Consider the following 20258-nt stretch of genomic DNA (forward strand, 5'->3'; position numbering starts at 1 on the left):
CGTTGCGCCGGTCGTGCAGGTTCGGGTTCAGCTCGCTGTATCGGCGCGCATCCTCCTCGCCATCTCCATCATCTCGGGTGTCGGCTGGCCGATCGCGAAGATGTTGCCCTCGCTGTCACTGAACCACGCACTGCGCTCCCCGCCGAGCTCGGCGATCCCGTCGACGGTCTTCAGACCAGGCATGTCGTAGTCGTGGAAGACGACCCCGCGCGTGCGAAGCGCCGTCGTGTCACGGTCGATGTCGTCGGTCACCAGATTGAACGCGGTGTTCTGGGCCGTACCCGCGAAGTCGGTCCGGTAGACCATGACCATGGTGCCGCCGACGTCGTAGAACAGCGCGCCGCCTTCGTTGTCGGCGTAGACCGGGTCGCGCCCGAGGACGTCGTGCCACCAGGCCTTCGCTCGATCGATGTCCGCTGCCGGAAGGACAGCCGTCGCCATCAGATTCTCGAACATGATGATTTCCAGTCCGGAGGCGTTGTCATCCCCGTGCCGGCCCAGCTCAGCGCATCGGCGATTCGGGCGCGCGAACGTGGCCCCCGCCCCGGATTGTAAACCCGCATCCGGGGCCGCGGTAGAGGTGTGCGACGTCGCCGCGCGCGCATCACATCGTCGGCGTGACCGTGCCGGGTCGCTACGCCCCGCTCCTGCTTCGCGTGGTGCCCGTTTGGCGATCGAAGGGGTTGCAAGAGCGGGAGAGAGCCGACTCGCTCGCCCTGCGGCAGGGTGCTTGCTCGGGAGATCGCCGAACTGTTCGGAGTCTCACGCGCGACGATCTACCGAGAGACGAAGAAGCGCGTCACCTCAGCTCGTTCGGCGAGCCTCGATCGAGCACTTCGCGAGCGTTGGTGACCAGCACGGCTCTGCTGAAGCGGTCCGCTGACGCTTCCTGGCGCGGGATCGATTCAACAGCGCTGCGGTTAGGGCGGTGGAGGCAACCAGGCTGCGAGCGCGGCGACGTCGCTGGCGCTGAGCGGCCCGTCGTATAGCCGAATCCGGGACACAGCACCGCCGGAGTCCTCGTTCGCCGTGACGGTATCGTCGCTGAACAGCCGAAGCGTGTCGGTGACGCCGATCACGGCGATCCTGCCTGTGTCGTGGAAGGACAGCTCCCTGACCCCGTCGACATATGCGACGACGTTTTCGGTGGCGTCTCTGGTGAGCACGACGTGGGCGTACGAGTCGGCGTCGAACGCCGTGCCGACGCCGGTGGTAATCGGCCAGAACTCCAGCCGTCCGTCCATGGCGTAGAGGCCGGGATCCTCCGAGGCGTTGTTGAAGTCGACGATCTTGGCGTAACCATCGAGTCGATCGAAGCGGAACAGCAACTCGAGTGTGTACTCGCTGCCCATCGCGACGGATGCGGGGGTGAGCCGGAGGCCGCTGCCCCGATCGAACGTCAGCACCGGACGCGAGTGATCGAGCACTTCCTCGTCGACGAACTCGGTGGCGCGGTCACCGATCATCGAAAGTTCCATGGCGGCGCCGACCGAGTCGGCGAGCGAGTTCTCGAACCGGTAGTCAGCCGTGACGATTGTCTGACGCGGAGCCTGGCTTTCGCGCGGCGTGGATCCGTAGAACTCGCCTTCCTCAATCGGTCGGTACACATCGACGACGTCGTCGTGGAGCACGAATCGGACGTATGGCGACAGCTCCCCCGACGGTGCGGGCGGGATCAGGTTGGGCTCGATGTTGTAATCGGCGATGGTGTCGGTGGAGGGTGCTGTGCACTCGAACACGGAGATGTGATTCTCTATGACCACGGCGAGGCACCGCTTGTTCTCCAGCTCCGTGGTGCTCCATATCTGCAGCGGCCCGTAGGAGCCATATGAGACGAAGTCCGCGACTGTCAGGTCATACGTCACCGGGATGTCGTCGTCGGGAGGAATTGATGCAGGTCCGGGTTGGCCCTGCGGAGTGAGGTGTGCGACGGGCTCGGGCTGGTTCGCGTTTTCGACGAAGAAGGCACCGATACCGGCGGCGGCGGCCAGCACCGCCGCAGCGATGGCCCATGGCAGCAAGCGGCCGCGGCGCCACCACGGTGCCGAAAGACCTCGATCCATCGGTTCGGAAGCGACCGACCCCGCTTCGGGCCGAGCGGACGTTTCGGTGACGGGCTCCGGGCCCGAGCTCGATGCACGGGGCGACCCTGCGAGATTCTCAGGGACCGCGGCGGACTCCGAGACAGGTGCTTGCAGCGCCGGTGTGGCATCGGCGCCGGGAGCCCGTTCTCGACGGTGGGCGGCCTCCAACTCGGAAAGTCGAGCTTGAGCAGCCGCATCGTCGGCGATGTCCGCATCCCGTCCGTACGCGCGTTTTTGCAGGCGCTGCAATTCGTCTGGTTCCTCGAACTCGGCCGACCCCCGCGGCGCGTCCATGCTGTGATTGTCCCGCGGGCGCCATCACCGGGAAAGGGAGGAGCCAGACGGGAAGGTGTCGCCGAGACGGGTTTCAGTCGCCGTTTGTTGGCTGGGAACGTAATGGTCGCTTCAGCGGGACGACATCCGGGAGTGGAACGATCAGCGGGAGCTGGACATGAAGAAGATTCTGTGTCGCCTGATGAATCCGCGTGACGCGAGCGGGCTCCGATGGGGACTCCAGGTTTTTACCATCGACGCATGGCCGACACGTTCGACCTTGCCCACTTGCGCACCGTCGTCGAGATCGACGAGTCCGGTGGGTTCGGTCGCGCGGCCGCAGCACTCCGGCTCAGTCAGCCGACGGTAAGCCAGCACGTGCGCGCGCTCGAGCGAGTGCTCGGAGAGCCCGTCGTGGAGAAATCCGGGCGCATCTCTGTGTTCACTGCGGCGGGTGAGCGTCTCGTCGCCGAGGCGCGCCGGATCCTCGCGGTCCACGACGACGCTCTGCGCAAACTGGGGGTCTCGGCGCGCGACGATCTGGTTATCGGCTCGACCGACGCGACCGCCGCCGAGCCCCTGACTCGGTTGAGGGATGCGCTTTGCGCGAACCTATCTGGCCGGTCGGTCCGGCTCCGGATCGATCGTTCGGACGTCATCGCGGAAGAGGTGGAGCGCGGGGCCGTGGACCTCGCGATCGTTTTCGACAGCGGCTCCTTCGTCCCCGGGTCGGCGGTGGGGCAACTTGCGGTTCGCTGGTGCGCTTCGCCGCAGTGGGATCGGGCAGCGCGGGGTGACTCCGCGATCCCTTTCGTGGGATACGGCGATGCTCCCGGGGTTCGGCGGCGTGCGCTTTCTGCCCTCGTCGGTGCTGGCTGGGCGGTGCACAGTGTCGCGGACTCCCCGAGCATCCATGGTGTGCTCTCGGCTGTGCGCGGCGGGTGGGGAGTGGCCGCGGTCCCACTGGGCACAGCGGTCCCCGCCGGTGTCGCGCTGCGCGACGACCTTCCTGAGCTGGGCCGCGTCACGGTGCGGCTGCGAACCCGACCGGGCCTCGACCCCGAGATTTCCGGCATCGCGCAGGCGGTGCTGACCGAGGCCTTCTAGGTCCCTTCTCGTCGTCGCTGACGTCCCGAGGTGGTGCCCGTGCCCGGCTGCGACGCCGAGACACGGGGCGACTCATAGCGTCATCGGCCGAGTGCACGCGTAACGCGGCTTCATACCGCGCCCCGCCGGGTATCTGGCGGGCGCGCCCTGACTTCCGCGTGATTCCGCGACTGTCGGCGTTCGCCGTCGATCGATTCGATCCGCCGATCGAGATCGATTCGCTCCCGCTATTGGACGCGCGCCGGCCACCGCCAGAAGAGTTGCTCCCCATCCGGCGGGTTTGCACCGCCCGCCACCCGAACCACTCGAAAGGGACCTCCTCACATGCTCACCACCTCGCGCCGGCGTCGTCCGGCCCGCGCCATCGCGCTGCTGACGGGAGCCGTGCTGTTGCTGTCTGGCTGCAGCGCAGCATCGGCGGCGACCAGCACGCCCGCCCCTCAGAAGACGCCTGAGACCGTAACCATCACCGATGAGCTCGGCCGTGAGGTAGAGCTGACGGTGCCGATCACCGCCGTGTACCCCGACCTCTGGTACCAGAGCGAGATCGTCCGCGGCATCGGCGCCGGCGACTCGATCGTCGCGATCGAGAGCAGCACCGACCCCACGACGACCGAGGAGAACGCGGAGTACTTCGCCGACTTCGCTGACCTTCCCGTCGTCGGCAACTACGAGGAGCCCAACTGGGAGGCGATCGTCGAGTCGGGCGCCCAGGTGGCCCTGATGCGCCGCAACGGCCCATGGGAGGAGGCGGTCGAGAAGCTGGAGCCGTTCGGCATCGACGTGGTCGTGGTGACCACGTGGGACCCGATCGTGCTGCGCAAGTACCTGCCGCTGCTGGGCGAGATCTTCGGGAAGGAGGACGGAGCCGCCGAGCTGGCGTCCCTCTACGACGACATAGACACCACCCTCGACGACGCACTAGAGGGAGTCGACGACCCGAAGTCGGTGTACTTCGAGAACAACGCCGAGTACGTCACCTCGGTGCCCGGTTCCGGCTGGCACGACACGATCGAGCTCGCCGGCGGCGAGAACCTCTTCGGCGACGTGAACGTCGGCGACGATTCCAGCGCCTCGGTGCACCAGTACGAGGTCGACCCCGTCGAGGTGATCGCACGCAACCCCGACGTCATCGTGCACAACGGCGTTGACGGCCTGGTGTCAGGCTACGAGCCATGGTCAGCCTCCGATCTGGAGGGGCAGGCCGAAGCCATCGCCGCGCGTCCGGGATGGGATGCGACGACCGCTGTGCAGGGCGACGAGGTGTACGTCTTCGACAACTTCTTCTACTCCGCTCTGGGCAAGCAGGTGGGCGCGCTGGCGCTGGCGAGCTGGCTGTACCCCGAGCGGTTCGAGGACGTCGACGTGGACGAGTACTTCGGCCGCTGGCTGACGGCACAGGGGGTCGAGCCGCGATCCGTGTCGGAGTACGTCTACAAGCTCGGCCAGTGACACCGGGGAGGCGGGCGGCAGTGCCCGCCTCCCACGTCCGACAGGAATGAGAGAAGTGACCACCACCGCACAACGACCCTCAATCGAGGTCGAGACAGAGAACGTCAGCCCGCGCGACCGCGTGGCGCGCCGTTACGCCCTCAAGTCCGCGATCGTCGCGGGCGGCGTGATTGCCGTGGTCGTGGCATCCGTCATCGGCATCCTCGCCGGAACGGCCGGGGCCGGCGTCGGCGACGTGCTGCAGACGTTGTGGGGCCGCCTCACCGGCACGGTGTCGCCCGAGAACCAGCAGCTGCAGACGATCATCTGGGAGCTCCGCGTGCCGCGGGTCTCGCTCGCCGTGCTCGGCGGAATTGCCCTCGCCGTCGCCGGCACCATCTTCCAGGGGCTGCTGCGCAACCCGCTGGTCAGCCCGTACACGCTCGGCATCGCCCCGGCGGCAGCCTTCGGGGCCTCGCTGTCGATCATCATCCTCGGCGGCACGACGTCCTCCTCGGGGTTCACCCTCGTCTTCGGCGCACTGGCGGCCGCCCTCATCAACACCGCGATCGTGCTCGCGCTCGCGTCGACCAAGCAGCTCGACGCGACGACCCTGATCCTTCTCGGCATCGCGCTGACCCAGCTCTTCAACGCGCTCACGGCCGGTCTGCAGTACTTCACCGACGACGAGGTGCTGGCCGCGATCGTGCGCTGGACCTGGGGATCGGTGAACGGCGCCGTGTGGTATCAGGTGGTGACGCTGCTCATCCTGCTGGTCGTGCTGCTGCCGTACGTGCAGTACCGCACCGGCGCGCTCAACGCGATCGCGTTCGCCGGCGACGATGCGGCGCGCAGCCTCGGAGTGCCGGTGACGCAGGTGCGCCTGCACCTCATCATCATCGCCGCGATCCTCACCGCCGTCACGATCGCCTTCACCGGGATCATCGGGTTCGTCGGTCTGGTGGGTCCCCACATCGCCCGCCTGATCATCGGCGGCAACCACCGGTTCCTGCTCCCGTTCTCGGCCGCGATCGGGGCGCTCCTGCTCGTCGTCGCCGACACGCTCGGCCGGATCTTCCTCAGCCCGGCGGTGATCCCCGTCGGCATCATCGACGCGATCATCGGTGCGCCGATCTTCATCTACCTCGTCCTCACACGTCGGAAGGCACTCGTATGACCCTCGAAGTGAAAGACCTGGACGTCAGATACGGCCGGCGGCTGCACGTGCTCCGCGGCGCGTCCTTGTCGGTCTCCCGGGGCGAGCTCGTCGGGCTGCTCGGACCGAACGGGTCGGGCAAGTCGACACTCATCAAGACGATCGCCGGCATCAACGCCGGCGACGCCGGAACCCTCTCGTGGGACGGCACAGTCGACCTCGGAGGACTTCCGCGGCGGGAGCTCGCCAAGCTCGTCGCCTACGTTCCGCAGGCGATCCAGCAGACGCATGCACTCGACGTGCGCGAAGCCGTCCTGCTCGGACGCACCCCGTACTTCGGAACGAAGCCGCGCGCGGAGGACTGGCGTCACGTGGATCGGGCGATCTCCCTGCTGGGCCTCGACGAGCTCGTCGATCGGCGGGTGACCGAGCTGTCGGGCGGTCAAGCGCAGAGGGTGCTCATCGCGCGGGCGATCGCTCAGGACCCGACGATCCTGCTCCTCGACGAGCCGACGTCGGCTCTCGACATCCGATTCCAGTGGCAGACCCTGGCGCTTGCGCGACGGGTCGCCAAGCAGAACGGCGTCGCCTCAGTGGTCGCGATCCACGACCTCAACCAGGCTGCGCGCTTCTGCGATCGCGTCGTCTTCCTCCACGAGGGCCGGGTACTGGCGGCCGGCGCGCCCGTCGACGTCTACTCCTCGGCGCTGATCGAGAAGGTGTACGGCGTCGAGGTCGAGCTCTCGCTCTACAAGGGATACGTCGAAGTGCATCCGGTGGCCGAGGCGGAGGAAGGGACGACGGATGCTGCGCCGCAAGGTCGCTCCGAAGACCTCACCGACGGCGCCCTGCCCGACGGCGACATCGATCGGGCGCTCGAGGACGAGCTGCAGCTCTCGCGCGCCGAACTGGCACCGGCCGGGGCGCCCCGCTCTGGGAGCGACGACAGCGGATGGGCAACTGAGGAGCGGAGAGGGGAACGGGCATGACGGAGAGATGGGGCGACCGGCCGACGGAGCGCGGCGAAGGCCTCGTGCTGGGTGTGCTGCTGGGAGGAGTCGGGCGCACCTGGTTCGACGGCGCCACCGAGCCCGACCAGCTCACGACGATCACCCGCTACGTCGAACAGGCTCGACTGGCAGAGGCGGCGAGGATCCACACCATCTTCCTGGCAGACGGCCTCACCGTGAACGAAACCGCGCCGGAGCCCGGCCTCGAGCCGGTCACCCTGCTGTCGGCGCTGTCGGGGTTCACCGAGCGCATCGGACTCGTCGGATCGGTCTCGACGACGTTCACCGAGCCGTACAACCTGGCTCGGCAGATCGCCTCGCTCGACCACATCTCGCGGGGAAGAGCCGGATGGAACCTCGTCACGTCCGCGTGGGGCGAAGCGAACTTCGGGCGCGAGCTTCCGGCGCACGACGACCGCTACGCCATCGCCGAGGAGTTCGCCGGCGTGGTCGAAGCGCTCTGGGACAGCTGGGACGCCGACGCGATCGTCGCCGACCGGGACCGAGGCATCCTCGTCGATCCTGCACGCGTGCACCGCATCGACTGGGTCTCGAAGCACTTCTCGGTGCGCGGACCCCTCAACGTCCCCCGCTCCCCGCAGGGACGCCCGATCATCGCGCAGGCCGGATCATCCGAGGCCGGGCGTAGTCTCGCCGCCCGCCACGCGGACGTCGTGTTCACGACGGGCCTGGTCGAACTGGAGCCCTCGGTCGAGCTCTACGACGACATCAAGGGGCGGGCGATCGCCGCCGGGCGCGCGCACGGCGATATCAAGATCCTCCCGGGCGTGGCGCCGGTCATCGGCTCCACCGATGAAGAGGCGCACCGCTTCTGGGTCGAGGCGCACGAGAAGTTCGACTGGGAGAAGGGGCGGGCGTCGCTCGCCGGGCAGTTCGCGGGCGTCGACTTCGACGGGATCGACCTCGACGCGCCCGTCCCGCTCAGCCTCCTTCCCGAAGAGGAAACCGTCCAGGGGCGCCGATCCCGCTACGGCGTGCTGCTGCGGCTCATCCGCAGCGGTCGGCTCCGTACCGTGCGCGACGTCATCCTGTACCACGCGAGCGCCGCCGGACACTGGTTCCCGATCGGCTCGGTCGAGAGCATTGCCGACCAGCTGCAGGAGCGCTACGAGCGCGGTGCCGCCGACGGCTTCAACATCCTCGCGTTCGTGCAGCACTATCCCGGGGGCCTCGAGGCGGTCACCGACCACCTCGTGCCTGAGCTCCAGCGCCGCGGCATCTTCCACACCGAGTACGAACACGCGACCCTACGAGGCAACCTCGGCCTCACCCCTGCTCTGGAGGCAGTCCGATGACCATCACCACATCCCGCTCCGTCTTCTCGATTCCCGCACCGGTGTTGACCCGACCGCGCGACACGCGCTGGGAGCTCGCCGCCGCCCTCCACCATTTCGGCAGGCTCGGGTATGAGTTCGGCTTCAACGGCCACGTCTCGGCGCGGGCGAACGAGGTTCCCGGACACTATTGGGTCAATCCGTTCGGCGTGTCGATCAGCGCCGTGACGCCGGCCGAGTTCGTGCTCGTGGACAGCGAGGGCGACGTCGTCGACAGCCCGGGCGGCCACCCCATCAACGGCTTCGCCGGCAACCTCGCACTGCACCGCGAAGTCGCCGACGCGGCGGTGGTCGTGCACCTGCACACGCCGCGCGGATTCATCTGGTCCTCGCTGGGGGAACCGCTTCGTGCGGTCAATACCGACGCCGCACTCGTGACGGGTCTGCAGGGGCTGACGGCCCGGCTCTGGGGTCAGTCGGAAGACCCCAGCAACGTCGAACTGGCGCGATCGGGGGCGCGCGTCATCCTGCAGCGCGGTCACGGGTTCGTGACGTGGGGCTCATCCGTGGGTGAGGCCGCGTTCCTGCTGTGGGCGGCCGAACGCGCCGCAGGGGCGAACCTCGCACTTCGCGATGCTGAACCGTTGCCCGAACGCGAGGCCGCGAGATGGCGCGCCACACCGGACGTCGCCGCCGCCCACTTCGAACCGGCGTTCTCGCTGGTTCAGGCAGAGGCGCCCTTCTAGGTGCCGCTACAAGGCCCGGGAGAGCGAGCCTGTCGAGCGCGAGGACACGCCGCGTCGTACGGGAGCGATGTGGGGCGGTCCGCATCCAGCCGATCACGGCGAATCCGCGGAACTCTGGAAGGCGGACGCTCGCTGTCACGGGCAGCTGAGCTTGGCGTCAGCCCAGGACGCCATGCGCGTCGCGATTGAGGCCGGCGTAGAGCCGCGTGCGCCGCCGAAGGCTGCGCGCGGCTAGCGGATTCCGGCGTCAATGATCTCGGCTGATCGACGACAGGGGATCTCAGGCGCCATCCAAGGACCTCCACGCATGAGTCGACACGTCCGCGATCGCTTGGGACGGGCGTTCCAACAGCGAAGCGAGCCGCCGGTATCGCTGCACGAAGACTTCCGCGTTCTCGTCACGCCACCCCGCGACGGCATCGTTGAAGTCTCGGCGAATGACAGCAGAGACATTGGGCAGGTACTCGCTCGCGAGATGCTGCCGGAGGTCGTGCCAGCTCCGGTAGTACTTCTGCTCGAGCTTGCCGATTCGCTTGGCAGCGCTGTCCGGATCCGGTCGCATACCAAGTGTCATCATCCTTCGGACACGAGGTTCGATCGAGGAGAGCGCCTCTTCGGCGATACGAAGCTTGCGGGTGGCGTTCCTCACGCCTTCGACCGCTGCGCGCACCGACGCCGGCTGATCATCGATGATCACTTCTGACGTGGGGATGCGGATGCACTGCACTGCGACGATGGCGCTCGGCACCACGGCGAGGGACAACGTACCCATCGCTTCATGGACGTTGAGATAGCGGACTGCATCGAGTCCGGCGTCACTGATCTCCGCCACGCTGATGTCCGACGCGACGGCGTGGTTCTCGTCGCGGTAGCCGGTGTTAATGCGCCCTGGCGTGAGCCGAAGGGCGACGCGGTAAAGGTAGAACTGCTTCGTACTGTCGTCCTGGTTCTCCATGCGTCGAAGCATGTTTTCGATCGCGGCCAGTCGAAAGATCCGGGGTCGAATCACGCGTCGGGCACGGACTCGTCCTCTTCCGGTTCGAAGGTCGAAGGCTCACCTGTATAGCCGGCCGCGACTCCGTCGCGGTCGGCCGGGATGGTCCCGTCGTGGCCGAGGCCACCGTTCTCGTCCGGGCCATTGTCGTTCTCGCCCTCATTCGCGTCTGCGAACTGGTTGTCGCGTGAATCTGTCATCGCTCCTCCTACAGTCGGTGGCGGCAGTGACAAGACCGTACGTCGGCGACGCCGGCCCGCGCGGGTGGTTGTCTCCGCGCGACCGAGGTGGTAGCCGGGCCGATCCTCCCTGGCGGGATCGGTGAGGCCGAGCTTGGCAAACACGGACCAGCCGTCTGGCACAGTGGCAAGTTGAGCGGTCGTATCCGGTGCCCAAGTTAAGGTCGCAGCATGGGACTCAGCACGTCGAGCTTCGCCTGGTATCTGGCGGTCGCTACGCTCGCAGCCGCGAGCCCGGTATTCACGGTCGTGGCCTACATCCGACCGCAACTGCGACGCCCCGGTCTCGGGAACGCTGATCGCGCGCTCCTGCTCTACCTCGGGTCGCGATGCGTAGCGTTCTTGTTGCTCGTGGTCGTCGCCTATTGGTGGCGGTGCCCGGCCTACCTCGTAGCCATCACAGCGGGGATCGCGGTGACCCAACTCATCGACGCTGTCATCCATCGACGGTATGGAGACAGACGGCTGCTCGGTCCAACGCTTGCGTACGTCGGGCTGCTTGCAGCATGCACCGCCATGTTGTTGCTGAGTCTTTCCGCGGTCTAACGGCCCTCCGGTGGAGCGCATCTCATCGACGCGGCTCGCAACAGCCGCGTCGTTCAGTAATAGCCGCCATCCGGGTTGGGTGCCAGATACACGTCCACCACGTCGTCGTGGAGGACGAACCGCAGATACGAGGTCGGTTCGCCAGTGGGCGCAGCGGGGACGACGTTGGAATCGATGCTGGGAAAGTCGGCGATCGTATCGATGGTCGGCGCAGAGCACCTGAACACCGAGACGCGATTCTCCGACACGATCGCGAGGCAACGCGAGTCCTGAGGCTCCGACGTCGTGGCGCTCCAGAGCTCCAGCACGCCGTAGGAGCCGTGAGCGACGAAGTCCGCGGCCGTCAGGCCGAAGAACTTCACATCCTCATCGACTGCGAACGACCCTTCCACAGAGTCGTCTCGCGGGAGCTGGGCCACCGGCCGTGGATCGCCCGCCTCATTGACGATGAGCAGGACGGCCACGATCACCGCGATCAGCGTCGTGACCGCGGCGATGGCCCACGGCAGGATTTGCTTCGCGCGGCGCTTGCCCAGGTCCCTCTTCGTGGCTTCTTCAGCAGCCGCTGGTGACTGAGTCATGACGGGTCCTTCCTCCTCATGTCTCCATTCACGACCGCGTCGGTATCACCGTGGTACCGACTCTCGGCGGCCGGTATCGACGCGGTTCCGGCGCTCTTGACGTGGGTCTCGAGCGGGCTCACAGTGGCGTCATGGAGGTGCGCGTACTCGGCGCCCTGACGCTGGATGATGGCCGGATACCCCTGAGCCGGCGGGATCGCGCGGTTCTGAGCGCGCTCACCGTCCGGCTCGGCGGATCGTTGTCGACCGGCTCTCTCGCCGCCGCGGTGTGGGGCGACGAGGTGCCGGCCTCCGGGCAGAAGGTCATTCAAGGCTGCGTGATGCGACTGCGCCGCTTGATCGCTCCCGCACGGATCGAGACCACGTCGCTCGGCTATCGTCTCCTTGCGGAGCACGTCGAGATCGACGCCGACCGGTTCGAGCGACTCGTTCAACGGGGGACCGAGATGCTCGAGCTCGGCGAACCCGACCGGGCCGCGCACACCTTCGCGGAGGCGCTGGCGCTATGGCGCGGAGAGGCGTACGTCGAGGTCGTCGACTGGCAACCCGCCCGGATCGCGTCCGGACGCCTCGACGAGCTACGCCTTTCGGCAGAGGAGCTGCTGCTCGACGCCGAACTGCAGGCGGGCCGGGTAGAGGAAGTGGCGGCCTGGGCGCGGACGCGCGTCGCGGAGGCGCCACTGCGCGAGCGGCGCTGGATCGTGCTGAGCGTCGCCCAGTACCGGCAAGGGCGGCAGGCGGATGCTCTTGCCACGGTGCGCCACGCGCGATCACTGCTCGCTGCGGAGCTGGGACTGGATCCCGGCGTCGATCTCGCGGAGCTCGAGCATGCGATCCTGCGCCAGGATCCGGCCCTCCTCTCAGACCGAGCGTCCCGCGCTGAGTCGCCCGAGTGCCCGTACTTCGGACTCCCGCCGGCGGAGATCGAAGACGCCGACCGGTACTTCGGCCGTGAGCAGGAGCTGGCGGAGGCCCTCCGAATGATCGACGAGTACGGCGTGCTGCTTATCGCGGGGGCCTCGGGCGTCGGCAAATCTTCGTTCGTGCGTGCGGGGATCGCCGCGCACTTGCGCGCCGACGGCGCCGAGGTCGTCATCCTCACCCCAGGCGAGCATCCGGTCGACGCGATCCGGGACGTCGTTCTTCCGGGCGCAGCATCCGTTCTGATCGTCGATCAATGCGAGCAGGTTTTCGCGGCAGATGATCCCATCGCCACGCGGCAGTTCTTCGCGGAGCTCGCGCGGCTGGTCTTTCGCGGAACCCTCATCATCGCGCTGCGCGCAGATCGTCTGGGCGACCTCGCCGAGCAGGCCGGGTTCGCGCAGATCATCCGGTCACGGATGCTGATGCTCACCCAACTCGGATCGGACGGCCTGCGCGCCATCATCGAGAAACCGGCCGAGCAGGCGGGGCTCATCCTGGAGCCGGGCCTCACTGAAGTGCTGGTCCGCGACGCCGACGGACGATCCCTGCCGCTGCTGTCGCACGCGCTGCGTCAAGTGTGGCTACGTCGCGAGGGAAGGGTCATGACCGTCGACGGATACCGAGCTTCGGGCGAGATCGAAGGTTCGGTGGCGCAGACGGCAGAAGAGGTTTACGCAGAGCTGTCCGACGAGCAGAGAGGCCCGCTGCGCGACATCCTGCTGCGCCTCGTGGATGTTGCCGACGGCGTCGCCAACGGTCATCGTGTCGAGCGCGCGCTGGTCGCGATCAATGAGGCCCACGCCAGGATCATCGATCGACTGGTCGATGCCCGCCTCATCACGACCGACCAGGAATCGGTGCAGCTCTCGCATGAGGCACTCGCCCGGGAATGGCCGCGCCTGACGGAGTGGCTCGCCCGCGACATCGAAGGCCAGCGGATCATGCGCCACCTCGCGACCACGGCCATCGCCTGGGACGCCATGGGCCGACCGCACAGCGAGCTGTACCGGGGCAGCCGGCTCCTCGCGGCACAGCAGTGGCAGGATGCCTCATCTCCTTCACTGACGACGATCGAGCGCGAGTTCATGGAGATGTCGGCAGAGCACGAGAAGGCCGAACTCTCGGCTGCGCAGACTCAGCTCCGACGCGAGCGTCGGATGGTGCGACGACTGACCTGGGTGTCGGCAGGGGCCGCCGGCCTGGCGATCGTCGCAATAGGGGCGAGCGTGTTCGCCGGGATCCAGACCGGCATCGCGGGAGAGGCGGCGATCGCCACCACGGCACGCCGAGTCGCCGAGGTCGCCGTCGACGAGCCGAAGCTGGATCGGGCACTGCTCCTCGCCATGCAGGCCATCCAGTTGCATGACAGCCATGAAGCGAGGCTGAGCCTCATGGAGGTCCTCGCTCGTGCGCCCGGCGCCATCTCCGTCGAGCAGCAAGAACCCACCAACCTGGCCACGTACGACGATCTCGACAGGGTGTCGAGAGACCCCGAGTACTCGGCGGACGGTTCCCTTCTCGCGGTACCGATGCCCGTCACCCCCCAGGATGCTTCGTGGGGGACGATCGAACTCTGGAGAACGGCGGCCGCCGACGACGCTGCTCCCCTCTCCCTCTTCCTGGAGCTGAGAGGCCATGACCCGATGACCGAGTTCGTGTCGCGGGTCGTGGTCGCGTTCTCTCCGGACGGCTCCCGCCTTTACGCGGCTGGATCCGGGCCGATCGCCGTCTTCGACACGGCTACGGGCGCGCAAGTCGATCGCCTTCCGGGAAGGGGACTGTTCGCCGTCAGCGACGACGGGAACCGTCTCGTCATCGGAGCGGATGGGCCCGCCGTGCAAGTCATCGACCCTGCAGGAATCACCGAGCCGGTGACCATTTCTCTGCCCGGGGCGCCGACGAGAGCTGCCCTGAGCCCGGACGGTTCCCTGTTGGCCGTCGCGGACACGACGCGCAGCATCGACCTGGTGAACATCGAATCCGGCCAGGTCACGCAGATTCTGCGCGAGCACGACGACGTCGTGACCGAGGTCGGGTTCCAGAGCGACCGTGAACTGATCACCATCGCGGGCGACGGCGAGGCGATCACGTGGGACGTCGGAGATTGGTCGAAGAATTTCCGCGGCGGGACATTCGGTGTGAACGGGTCATTCGGGGAGCACAGCGTGCGGGCCCTGCGACTCCCACGGCCAGACGGGCACACGGAGGTCATCACCGCCGACCCTGCCGCATGGGAGGAGCGCGCGTGCGACGTCGCCGGGCGAACGCTCACGGAGGAGGAGTGGCGCGCCTACATCGGCGCAATCGCGTACGACCCCGCGTGCCGGGGCTGACCGAGAGACCGCGCTAGACGAGGCCGGCTACGAGCGCTTCCACGTTCTCGGGCGAGAGAACCCTCTGCCTGACCAATGTCGCGGCTCCTCGCACGCCGCCCTGGTCGCCCGCGCGTGCGGGGACGATCAGGAGGTCCTGAGTCGCCACGGGACGTGATTTGCGGTACACGACCTCGCGGATCCCGGCGAGGAGGTGCTCTCCCGCACGGGCGACGCTCCCGCCGATCACGATCACCGACGGGTTGAGGGTGTTGACGAGCATGGCCAGGACTTCGCCCACGTGGCGTCCTGCTTGCCTGAGGGCCTCGACGGCCACCGGGTCGTTCTCGTGGACGAGGCGAACGACATCCCGGCTGCCCTCGGCCAGGATTCCGCGCGTTCGCAGCTCGGCGGCGATCGCGGGGCCGCTCGCGAGGTGGGCGAGGCTGCGCTCGTCGTCGGCTGGTCGCGGAGAGTCGCGACTGTACGGCACCTGCACGTGGCCGATGTCGCCCGCGACGCCCTTCGCGCCCCGTTGCAGAGCGCCGCCCGTGATGATTCCGGCCCCGATGCCCGTGGCGACCTTGACGAAGATCAGCTCGTCGACATCCGGCCAGCTGAGATTCTGCTCGCCGAGGGCCAGGATGTTGACGTCGTTGTCGACCAGCACGGGGCCAGGGAATCGCTGCTGGGTGTAGCCGGCCACGTCGAACTGATCCCACCCAGGCATGATCGGCGGATTGATGGGACGCCCGGTGGCGAACTCCACCGGGCCCGGAACGCCGATCCCGACACCCACCAGGCGGCGGTGGGCCGCGTGGCGGGACAGCAGTTGCTCTCCGACTTCGAAGACGCGATCGAGCACGGGCCGCGGGCCGTCCGCGATCGCGAGTTCCTCCGAGTGCAGCTCGAGCACCTCGGCAGCGAGGTTCGTGACAGCGACGGTGGCGTGCGTCGCTCCCAGATCGACGGCGAGCACGGCCCCGGCATCCGAGTTGAAGGCGATCTTCGCCGGGGGACGGCCGCCGGAGGAGGCCTCCGACCCCGCTGGGACGAGGAGTTGCGCTGCGAGCAGCGCATCGACGCGCGCCGATACGGTGTTCCGTGAGAGGCCGGTGAGCACCGCGAGCTCGGACTTGGTGCGGCCTCGTCCGTCGAGGAAGATCTGCAGGAGCTCTCCCACGCCGGTTCCGCTGACAGCGGCGCTGGTCGAGGTCTCATACATGGCGATGAGTCAACCACACCGCGTCGACGGGCGTCGCGCGCCCGTCCGCGGCTGAACGATAGGCGGCTTCGACGAGGGCGCTGAGCTCGAGCGCGAGCGCCAGGTTGGCGTCGGCACGTGTGCCGTTCGCCACGTGGGTGATCCACTGGGCGAGGGCACTGGGGGAGTCCTCGCGAATTTCGAGCTCCTGCCAGCCCCGTTCCCCGCCGATCGTGGTCCGGAGGCGGAGGCGCGGCTCGTCATCGGGCCCCAGCTGGTCGAGGGGCCCCTCGTTGCGCTGAGCGACGAGGGCGCCGATGCCGGGCTCGGAATAGAGGATCGAGCCTTCCGTTCCGTGGATCTCGATGGAGAACGGCGTGATCCGCGAGACGTACGTGGTCTCGGCGATTGCGAGTGCACCATCGGGGTAGGAGAGCAACACCGCTGCGTTGTCTTCTGTCGCGCGTCCCGTGACGTGCCCGAAGGCGCTTGTCAGCTGCGAGGGGAGCCCGAGGATGAGAGCCAGAAGGTAGAGCGGATGGCAGAGGTCGATCAGGGCACCGCCCTGCGCCGCCACAGGATCGTAGAACCGTTCTGGGAGAGTGCCGCTCGGCCTGCCGGGCGCCGCGAGAGCGAACGGATGTCCGTCTCGGATGCGCGCGGAGGTGACGTCGCCGACCACCCCATCCGCGACCAGCTCGGCGAGCTGGCGCGCATACCCACGGTCCGATCGCCAGAGCGACACCGTCAGCGCGACGTCCGCCGTTCGAGCGGCGTCGACGATGGCCTTCGCACCCTCGAGATCAGCGCTGAGCACCTTCTCCATGAAGACATGCTTGCCCGCGCGGATGCATCGGACGACGATTTCCGTGTGCTCCGAGGTCGGTGCGCAGACGATCACGCCCTCGATGCTCGGGTCGTCGAGGATCTCGTCGAGTTCCCGCACGAAAGCGATCCCGTGCTCGGCCGCGCCGACCATGCCTCGCTCGTGGTCGGCGTCCCAGAGGGCGACGAGCTCTATGTCGTCCCGGCGCTGGGCTTCCGATGCGTAGTCCGTTCCGTGGAGGTGCCAGAAGCTGACGCTCGCGACTCTCATGCTGCTTCCCCTTTCACTTCGATCCAGGTTCCCGACCGAGCCGACTCCTCGGCGGCGGCGACGACCTGTTGAACGCGCCAGCCGTCGACGAAGTCCGGCTTCACCGAACCTCCGGAGACGATGGCGTCGATGAACTCGGCGTCCCCGTCCGGGGCGTCGAAGTCGACGGGGACCTTCAGTTCCTCTTCCTCGTCACCGACGCGGAGCAAGCGGGATCCGGCGAAGGTGTGGACGAGTTCGAGGCGGCCGGACTCTCCCTGGAGCTTCACCACGTTCCGTTGCTTCCCCGCGCCGACGTGGGAGACCACGCTCACGTGGAATGAGCCATGAGCTCCGTTCGCGAAGGAGAGCACGCCGAAGGCCGAGTCATCCGCCGACGGGTATGCCGCGCCGTCCGGCCGCGGACGGTACACGTGTTGCGCGCCGTGGGTGACGACCGCTTGGATCTCGCCGACGTACCAGCGGGCGAGGTCGAAGACATAGCACCCCAGGTCGGCGACGACCCCGCCACCGAGCGAGGTGTCGAAGCGCCAGTTGTACTCACTGCCCCGGAAGAAGCCGTGGGAGAGCTCGATGTCGACGGAGAGCACGCGCCCGATATCGCCCGCCCGAAGGAGCGAATGCAGGTAGCGGTGCTGCGGTGTGGTGCGCAGTGCGAAGTACGACATGTTGACCAGACCCGACTGTTCCGCTGCATCGACCATGCGCCGTGCGGAGCCCGGGGTGCGGGAGAGCGGCTTCTCGCAGAGGACATGGATGCCGGCGTCGAAGGCGGCGCGGGCGATCGGCTCGTGCAGCTCGTCGGGTGCGACCACGGCGACCGCGTCGACGAAGCCGGAAGCCAGCAGTGACTCGTAGCTGTCGAAGACTCCGTGAACGTCATGTCTTTCGCCGACCGCCGAGGCGCGCACAGGGTTGCGCCCTGCGACGGCCGACAGCACCGCGTGAGGGTGACGCGCGATGCGCTCCATGTGCGTCTCTGCGTACGGCGTCGTACCGATCACGCCCACTCGCACGGGACTGGTCGTCATGGAATCTCCTCGTTGTGATCCGCGCCGATCCGCACCTGCGTTGATCGGCGTGACCCCACCGTACGTCATTGTTGAGCAACTAATCTATATCAATCAACAACTTTTGCTTGACAATTCAAAAAAGTCCGTCGATGATCGAGTCGTGATCGAAGAAGACACCCCACGAAGCGCCATCGAGGTGCTGCGCGTGGACCACACCGGCGTCATGGTCGACGACATCGAAGCAGCCGTCGACTGGTACGTCGGCGCGCTCGGCCTCCAGGTGGCCGACCGGTGGGAGAACGCGGAGACGGCGATGGCGTGGGCGCACCTGGAAGCACCGGGCGCGCGCATCGAGCTCGTTCAGCGACCCGGCCTCGGCGCGCACGCCGGGAACCTCGCGGGCCTGCACCACCTCGCCTTCGTCGTCGATGACTGCGCGGCCGCGACCGATCTCCTCGTCGCTCGTGGCGCGGATGTCGTCTTCCCCCCGTCCTACTTCGACCGCCACGACATGGACTGGTCTTTCGTTCGCGACCCGTTCGGGATCATCCTCGAACTGGTCAGCTATCGAGCCACTTCACCAGACGTCCCTGAACCCAGGACGGCGCTCGATTGAGCGCTTGAGGCACCACCCACTGCCGGCAACGACAGCAAGCGGCTTCCGGCCGACCCGAAGAACAAGGAGCGTTCTTACATGACGAAGAAGTCCAGAGGGCTCGCAGCCCTCGCTGCAACGGGGGCGATCGCCTTCGCCCTCACCGCCTGCGCAGGCGGCGCGGGAAGCGCGCCCACGCCGACGGCGAACGACGCCTATGACGGCGAGGCGATCGAGAGCGCGGTGATCTCGCTCGCCGCACAGGCCTCGAGCTTCGACCCGACGGCCACGGTCTCGGCAACCGACCGTGCGACCAGCGCCCTGCTGAGCACCTCGCTCTTCGTCCTGGACGCCGACGGCAATACCGTGCCCGGCCTGGCGGAAAGCGTCGAGTACAACGAGGACTTCACTGCGGCGACCGTCACGCTGCGTGACGCGCAGTTCTCGGACGGCTCGGCCATCACGGCTGAAGACGTCGCCGCCACGATCAACCGGCACAAGTCGGTCGAGGGAAGTCGCATCGCGTCGACGACCAACCGCATCGCCACCGTCACGGCCACAGACGACGCCACGGTCGACTTCACCTTTCCGACGCCCTATCCCTCCTTCGAGGGCCAGGCGGGTCTGCTGGCGATCTATCCCGCGTCCGCCATGGCCGACGCCGCGAGCTACTTCCAGGCACCGACGGTGACCTCGGGTCAGTACACGATCAGCGAGGGCTGGGCGTCCGGCAAGCTCGAACTCGACGCGAACCCGAACTTCTGGGGCGGGGCGCCGGCTGTCGACCACGTGACTTTCACGGTCATCCCTGACGGCAACTCCGCCCTCAGCCAGCTGCAGTCGGGCGAAGTCGACTTCGCCGGTGATCTCGCGCCCAACTTCATCACACAGGTCGCCGGTGTGGACGGAGTCCAGATCGTCATGACGCCGGTCTACGGGTTCTTCGACCTCCGCCTCCAGAACACCCGCGGGCCCTTCGCCGACGTGAACGTCCGGAAGGCCGCCAACGCGGCGATCGACCGCGAAGCCATCGTGGCAGCCATCTGGGGCGAGTACAACGTCCCCCAGGCCGGGTTCTGGCCGGTGGGCACGGAAGGCCACGACGACTCGATTCCCGTGAAGCAGGACGTCGACGCCGCCCAGGAGTTCCTCAAGGGCACCGAGTGCGAGTCCGGCTGCGACGTCACGATGGTGTACTCCGACCAGGACTTCGCGTTCGCGGGTCAGCTGGCGCTCATGGTGCAGCAGCAGCTCGAGGAAGTCGGGATCGACGTCACCCTCGAGCAGGTCGACGGAGCGACTCTCGTGGACCGCCTCTTCGCCGCGGACTACGACATCGTCCCTGGCGCAATGGCGAGTGCGTCCAACACCCCCGACCAGCTGCTGGCGAATGCGCTCCTGGGCACCGGCCCGCTCAAGGCCGAATTCACCGGCTACAACTCCGAGACGATGAACGACCTCATCGTCGGTGTGACGTCCACGACCGGTGACGAGCGCGTGGAGGCGGAGGCCGCCGTCGAGGCGCAGTTCGCCGAGGACCAGCCGTTCCTCACGATCGCGCCGTGGGTTCGCGGCAGCGCCACGACCCTGCCGGACGGCGTGTTCGCCCTGGTGCAGTCGCTGGCCCGCATGGAAGCGCAGAACTGATGAAC

Annotated in this window: 18 protein-coding genes; 10 read left to right on the plus strand and 8 right to left on the minus strand. The window is 67.6% G+C overall.

The window, feature by feature from the left end:
• Positions 1–27: 27 nt before the first annotated feature.
• Positions 28–456, minus strand: a complete 429-nt coding sequence (locus tag ACN9MP_RS04045) for a VOC family protein (protein ID WP_426324034.1) — start codon at positions 454–456, stop codon at positions 28–30.
• Positions 457–920: 464 nt separating this feature from the next.
• Positions 921–2378: a LamG-like jellyroll fold domain-containing protein gene (locus ACN9MP_RS04050; protein ID WP_426324035.1), complete on the minus strand. Its 1458-nt coding sequence runs from the start codon at positions 2376–2378 to the stop codon at positions 921–923.
• Positions 2379–2618: 240 nt separating this feature from the next.
• On the opposite strand from ACN9MP_RS04050, the gene ACN9MP_RS04055 reads away from it, so the two are divergent.
• The 6 genes from ACN9MP_RS04055 to ACN9MP_RS04080 all read left to right on the plus strand — a co-directional run bounded on the left by ACN9MP_RS04055 (position 2619) and on the right by ACN9MP_RS04080 (position 9102).
• Positions 2619–3464, plus strand: a complete 846-nt coding sequence (locus ACN9MP_RS04055; RefSeq protein WP_426324036.1) for a LysR family transcriptional regulator — start codon at positions 2619–2621, stop codon at positions 3462–3464.
• Between the two features lie 324 nt (positions 3465–3788).
• Positions 3789–4916: an ABC transporter substrate-binding protein gene (locus tag ACN9MP_RS04060; protein ID WP_426324037.1), complete on the plus strand. Its 1128-nt coding sequence runs from the start codon at positions 3789–3791 to the stop codon at positions 4914–4916.
• Positions 4917–4962: 46 nt separating this feature from the next.
• Positions 4963–6072 (plus strand): FecCD family ABC transporter permease, encoded by a 1110-nt coding sequence (locus ACN9MP_RS04065; RefSeq protein WP_426324038.1) that lies wholly within the window; start codon positions 4963–4965, stop codon positions 6070–6072.
• Positions 6069–7040, plus strand: a complete 972-nt coding sequence (locus tag ACN9MP_RS04070) for an ABC transporter ATP-binding protein (protein ID WP_426324039.1) — start codon at positions 6069–6071, stop codon at positions 7038–7040. The genes ACN9MP_RS04065 and ACN9MP_RS04070 overlap by 4 nt, the downstream gene beginning before the upstream one ends.
• A complete protein-coding gene (locus ACN9MP_RS04075) occupies positions 7037–8377 on the plus strand; it encodes an NtaA/DmoA family FMN-dependent monooxygenase (RefSeq protein ID WP_426324040.1) in 1341 nt (446 codons plus the stop codon). The genes ACN9MP_RS04070 and ACN9MP_RS04075 overlap by 4 nt, the downstream gene beginning before the upstream one ends.
• Positions 8374–9102, plus strand: coding sequence for a class II aldolase/adducin family protein (locus ACN9MP_RS04080; protein WP_426324041.1), 729 nt, complete (start codon positions 8374–8376; stop codon positions 9100–9102). The genes ACN9MP_RS04075 and ACN9MP_RS04080 overlap by 4 nt, the downstream gene beginning before the upstream one ends.
• A gap of 280 nt (positions 9103–9382) precedes the next feature.
• On the opposite strand, the gene ACN9MP_RS04085 is transcribed toward ACN9MP_RS04080, so the two are convergent.
• Together ACN9MP_RS04085 and ACN9MP_RS04090 are read right to left on the minus strand one after the other, a co-directional pair.
• Positions 9383–10057, minus strand: a complete 675-nt coding sequence (locus ACN9MP_RS04085; protein WP_426324042.1) for a hypothetical protein — start codon at positions 10055–10057, stop codon at positions 9383–9385.
• Between the two features lie 50 nt (positions 10058–10107).
• Positions 10108–10296, minus strand: coding sequence for a hypothetical protein (locus ACN9MP_RS04090; protein WP_426324043.1), 189 nt, complete (start codon positions 10294–10296; stop codon positions 10108–10110).
• Positions 10297–10506: 210 nt separating this feature from the next.
• Between ACN9MP_RS04090 and ACN9MP_RS04095 the strand changes: the two genes are divergently transcribed.
• Positions 10507–10881: a hypothetical protein gene (locus tag ACN9MP_RS04095; protein WP_426324044.1), complete on the plus strand. Its 375-nt coding sequence runs from the start codon at positions 10507–10509 to the stop codon at positions 10879–10881.
• A 53-nt stretch (positions 10882–10934) separates the two neighbouring features.
• Here the strand turns inward: ACN9MP_RS04095 and ACN9MP_RS04100 are convergent, their stop codons facing one another.
• Entirely contained in the window at positions 10935–11462 is a 528-nt protein-coding gene (locus ACN9MP_RS04100) for a hypothetical protein (RefSeq protein ID WP_426324045.1), read from the minus strand.
• Between the two features lie 131 nt (positions 11463–11593).
• Here ACN9MP_RS04100 and ACN9MP_RS04105 point away from each other — a divergent pair, with 131 nt between their 5' ends.
• A complete protein-coding gene (locus ACN9MP_RS04105) occupies positions 11594–14719 on the plus strand; it encodes a BTAD domain-containing putative transcriptional regulator (protein WP_426324046.1) in 3126 nt (1041 codons plus the stop codon).
• 13 nt (positions 14720–14732) lie between these two features.
• Here the strand turns inward: ACN9MP_RS04105 and ACN9MP_RS04110 are convergent, their stop codons facing one another.
• The 3 genes from ACN9MP_RS04110 to ACN9MP_RS04120 are packed head-to-tail and all read right to left on the minus strand — an operon-like array spanning position 14733 to position 18029.
• The gene (locus ACN9MP_RS04110) at positions 14733–15923 is read right to left on the minus strand and encodes an ROK family protein (RefSeq protein ID WP_426324047.1); all 1191 of its coding nucleotides are present in this window, start codon (positions 15921–15923) and stop codon (positions 14733–14735) included.
• Positions 15916–16998, minus strand: coding sequence for a Gfo/Idh/MocA family protein (locus ACN9MP_RS04115; RefSeq protein ID WP_426324048.1), 1083 nt, complete (start codon positions 16996–16998; stop codon positions 15916–15918). The genes ACN9MP_RS04110 and ACN9MP_RS04115 overlap by 8 nt, the downstream gene beginning before the upstream one ends.
• A complete protein-coding gene (locus ACN9MP_RS04120; RefSeq protein WP_426324049.1) occupies positions 16995–18029 on the minus strand; it encodes a Gfo/Idh/MocA family protein in 1035 nt (344 codons plus the stop codon). The genes ACN9MP_RS04115 and ACN9MP_RS04120 overlap by 4 nt, the downstream gene beginning before the upstream one ends.
• Positions 18030–18171: 142 nt before the next feature.
• Between ACN9MP_RS04120 and ACN9MP_RS04125 the strand changes: the two genes are divergently transcribed.
• On the plus strand, positions 18172–18627 hold the full coding sequence (locus tag ACN9MP_RS04125) for a VOC family protein (protein ID WP_426324050.1): 456 nt from the start codon (positions 18172–18174) through the stop codon (positions 18625–18627).
• A 78-nt stretch (positions 18628–18705) separates the two neighbouring features.
• Positions 18706–20253 carry an ABC transporter substrate-binding protein gene (locus ACN9MP_RS04130; RefSeq protein ID WP_426324051.1) on the plus strand — a complete coding sequence of 516 codons (1548 nt, stop codon included), beginning with the start codon at positions 18706–18708 and terminating at the stop codon, positions 20251–20253.
• Positions 20254–20258: the final 5 nt, after the last annotated feature.

This window comes from Microbacterium sp. E-13 (assembly GCF_049912955.1).
Lineage (GTDB): Bacteria > Actinomycetota > Actinomycetes > Actinomycetales > Microbacteriaceae > Microbacterium.

Bases quoted from the DNA above. Each gene is read 5' to 3' on its own strand.
- ACN9MP_RS04045 (WP_426324034.1), bottom strand. From the start codon at position 456: ATGTTCGAGAATCTGATGGCGACGGCTGTCCTTCCGGCAGCGGACATC.
- ACN9MP_RS04050 (WP_426324035.1), bottom strand. From the start codon at position 2,378: ATGGACGCGCCGCGGGGGTCGGCCGAGTTCGAGGAACCAGACGAATTG.
- ACN9MP_RS04055 (WP_426324036.1), top strand. From the start codon at position 2,619: ATGGCCGACACGTTCGACCTTGCCCACTTGCGCACCGTCGTCGAGATC.
- ACN9MP_RS04060 (WP_426324037.1), top strand. From the start codon at position 3,789: ATGCTCACCACCTCGCGCCGGCGTCGTCCGGCCCGCGCCATCGCGCTG.
- ACN9MP_RS04065 (WP_426324038.1), top strand. From the start codon at position 4,963: ATGAGAGAAGTGACCACCACCGCACAACGACCCTCAATCGAGGTCGAG.
- ACN9MP_RS04070 (WP_426324039.1), top strand. From the start codon at position 6,069: ATGACCCTCGAAGTGAAAGACCTGGACGTCAGATACGGCCGGCGGCTG.
- ACN9MP_RS04075 (WP_426324040.1), top strand. From the start codon at position 7,037: ATGACGGAGAGATGGGGCGACCGGCCGACGGAGCGCGGCGAAGGCCTC.
- ACN9MP_RS04080 (WP_426324041.1), top strand. From the start codon at position 8,374: ATGACCATCACCACATCCCGCTCCGTCTTCTCGATTCCCGCACCGGTG.
- ACN9MP_RS04085 (WP_426324042.1), bottom strand. From the start codon at position 10,057: ATGGAGAACCAGGACGACAGTACGAAGCAGTTCTACCTTTACCGCGTC.
- ACN9MP_RS04090 (WP_426324043.1), bottom strand. From the start codon at position 10,296: ATGACAGATTCACGCGACAACCAGTTCGCAGACGCGAATGAGGGCGAG.
- ACN9MP_RS04095 (WP_426324044.1), top strand. From the start codon at position 10,507: ATGGGACTCAGCACGTCGAGCTTCGCCTGGTATCTGGCGGTCGCTACG.
- ACN9MP_RS04100 (WP_426324045.1), bottom strand. From the start codon at position 11,462: ATGACTCAGTCACCAGCGGCTGCTGAAGAAGCCACGAAGAGGGACCTG.
- ACN9MP_RS04105 (WP_426324046.1), top strand. From the start codon at position 11,594: ATGGAGGTGCGCGTACTCGGCGCCCTGACGCTGGATGATGGCCGGATA.
- ACN9MP_RS04110 (WP_426324047.1), bottom strand. From the start codon at position 15,923: ATGTATGAGACCTCGACCAGCGCCGCTGTCAGCGGAACCGGCGTGGGA.
- ACN9MP_RS04115 (WP_426324048.1), bottom strand. From the start codon at position 16,998: ATGAGAGTCGCGAGCGTCAGCTTCTGGCACCTCCACGGAACGGACTAC.
- ACN9MP_RS04120 (WP_426324049.1), bottom strand. From the start codon at position 18,029: ATGACGACCAGTCCCGTGCGAGTGGGCGTGATCGGTACGACGCCGTAC.
- ACN9MP_RS04130 (WP_426324051.1), top strand. From the start codon at position 18,706: ATGACGAAGAAGTCCAGAGGGCTCGCAGCCCTCGCTGCAACGGGGGCG.